The 1,984-nt window shown below is 37.3% G+C and carries 3 protein-coding genes; all 3 read right to left on the reverse strand.

Going from position 1 to position 1,984, the window contains the following annotated elements:
- The coding region (locus tag H7254_RS09005; protein ID WP_301932658.1) for a 30S ribosomal protein S10 at positions 1-104 on the reverse strand (104 nt) is incomplete at its 3' end.
- A gap of 225 nt (positions 105-329) precedes the next feature.
- A complete protein-coding gene (locus tag H7254_RS09010) occupies positions 330-1,055 on the reverse strand; it encodes a ribonuclease H-like domain-containing protein (RefSeq protein WP_301932656.1) in 726 nt (241 codons plus the stop codon).
- Positions 1,056-1,172: 117 nt separating this feature from the next.
- Positions 1,173-1,984: glycoside hydrolase family 97 catalytic domain-containing protein (locus H7254_RS09015; protein ID WP_301932657.1), on the reverse strand; the 812-nt coding region annotated here is incomplete at its 5' end.

The raw sequence follows: 1,984 nt of genomic DNA on the forward strand, positions 1-1,984 counted from the left end.
ACTACTGCACCGGTACTGCGTACCGTTTTTACGATTTTCTCTGCTGATTTATCAACTAAGTTGTGATCGTAAGACTGTAATTTTATTCTGATTCGTTGTGACATATTTAAAGAACTTTAAACTTTCGTTTTTTAATTTGGAGTGCAAAGGTAAGGGAGTGATTTGAAATAGCAAAGGGTAAAGAAAAGTTTTTTGAAGATTTTTTTTTACGTTATGCAGGAGATTGCTTAAACACAGCAGTAAAGCAGTTGTACGTGCAAAAGATTGATAATAGGAAGCTCGGGATAGTTAATAAAACAGCAACCGGATTCTAATTGTAACGAAATATTCTATTTTGCAACTATTATCTGCCCTTCTTTTAGTAAGGGCAGATTTTTAAATCTCATAACAATATTTGCCACTGTAACAATATCTTTCTGACAGTACACTGCTATCCGTTCCAGATTATTTTCTTCCCAATATACCTGTCCAACCATGCTGCCGTCAATATCGTCTTTTGGTGAAGGCACATTTAAGGAAGCAGCCAGCAATTTGAGGGAAGTATAATTTTTATAATCCCCAAACCGCCAGTATTGAAAAGTGTCTACCATGTTGGTTTCCCAGGGTTTCATATTTTGAAAATCGAGGTAAGAAGGTATAGACATGCCGTTAATAAGTAGCCGTCTGCACAAAAATGGAATATCAAATTCCTTGATATTGTGACCCGTAAAACACCAATGATTGTTTACCGCTTCCAACTGGTTAATGGTAGAAATAAAATTCTGCAGCACTTCCTTTTCATCATTACCGAAAATTGATTTCACCCGAAATTGATATTCACTTTTTTCTTTTTTAAAATAGCCGAGACTAATGCAAACTACTTTTGCAAATTCTGCCATTACACCGGCTCTTAAAGGATAGTATTCATCTACCGTTGTATTTTCGGGCACAGTTCGTTTTACCTTTTCTTCCCAGAGATGCTGCCAATCTGCGTTTAACGAATTATAATTTTGCTGTGCAGAAACTGTTTCAATATCAATTACCAGGAAGTTTTCCAGCGGCATTTTTACTATCATATCTTTTAGGATTAGGACTAAAAATAAATAAAGGATTGCGGAATTGCAATCCTTCTCTAAATAAAAGAAATAAATCTCCTGTTTTAATGGCCATACTTAAAATAAATCCGATAGCAATTATTGCCTAACGAGGCGCATTGCCTGTCCACCCCCCGCAGCGAGATTAAGCATTATTGTATCTGCATTGGTTATCATCTGAGTTTTTATTGAAATGTTATCAGGGTTTTCTTCATCGTCATTTGTATCACCATATATTTCAGCAAGGTAATTTCCTGGTGGTAAAAACTTTAATGACAACTGCAGCGATTTAGCTTTGGTATTGTTGATGGTGCCAATAAACCAATCCTGTCCTTTTCTTCTGGCAATGGTTACAAATTCATGCACCTGTGCTTCAGGCACAATGGTTTCATCCCAGCTTGTTGGTACATCTTCAATAAATTTAAAACCTGGCTGGCCTTCATATGCATCGGGATAGTCACACACCATGGCCAAATAACTTTCCAACACAACATACATTGCCAGCATATGGCAGCGGGTACCGATCATGTAAGGGCGGGTTTGCTGTGTTTTAAATCTTACAGGCGGCACCGCACGAAAACCACCGAGGTGATAATCTGTAGCACCCGCTAATAACCGGGTGAAGGGCATATTGATATCATGATCAGGACTTAGGCCGGTTTTATTCCATTTATTGTTTTCATAATTATAAGTTCCTTCCCTGGTAAATTCATTGGGATAAGTACGTTGCATTCCAGTGGGTTTGTAGGCCCCATGAAACTGAACAAAAAGTTTATGTTCAGCAGCTGTTTTTAATATCTCTTCCTGTATATTCACCATTTCCTGGTCGTCACGATTTAAGAAGTCTACCATCATCCCTTTAATACCCCATTTTTGAAATTGATCAAAAGACCTTTCGAGATTAGGATATA

Source organism: Ferruginibacter sp. (assembly GCF_014377975.1).
Classification (GTDB): Bacteria; Bacteroidota; Bacteroidia; order Chitinophagales; family Chitinophagaceae; genus Ferruginibacter.

Bases quoted from the DNA above. Each gene is read 5' to 3' on its own strand.
- H7254_RS09010 (WP_301932656.1), bottom strand. From the start codon at position 1,055: ATGATAGTAAAAATGCCGCTGGAAAACTTCCTGGTAATTGATATTGAA.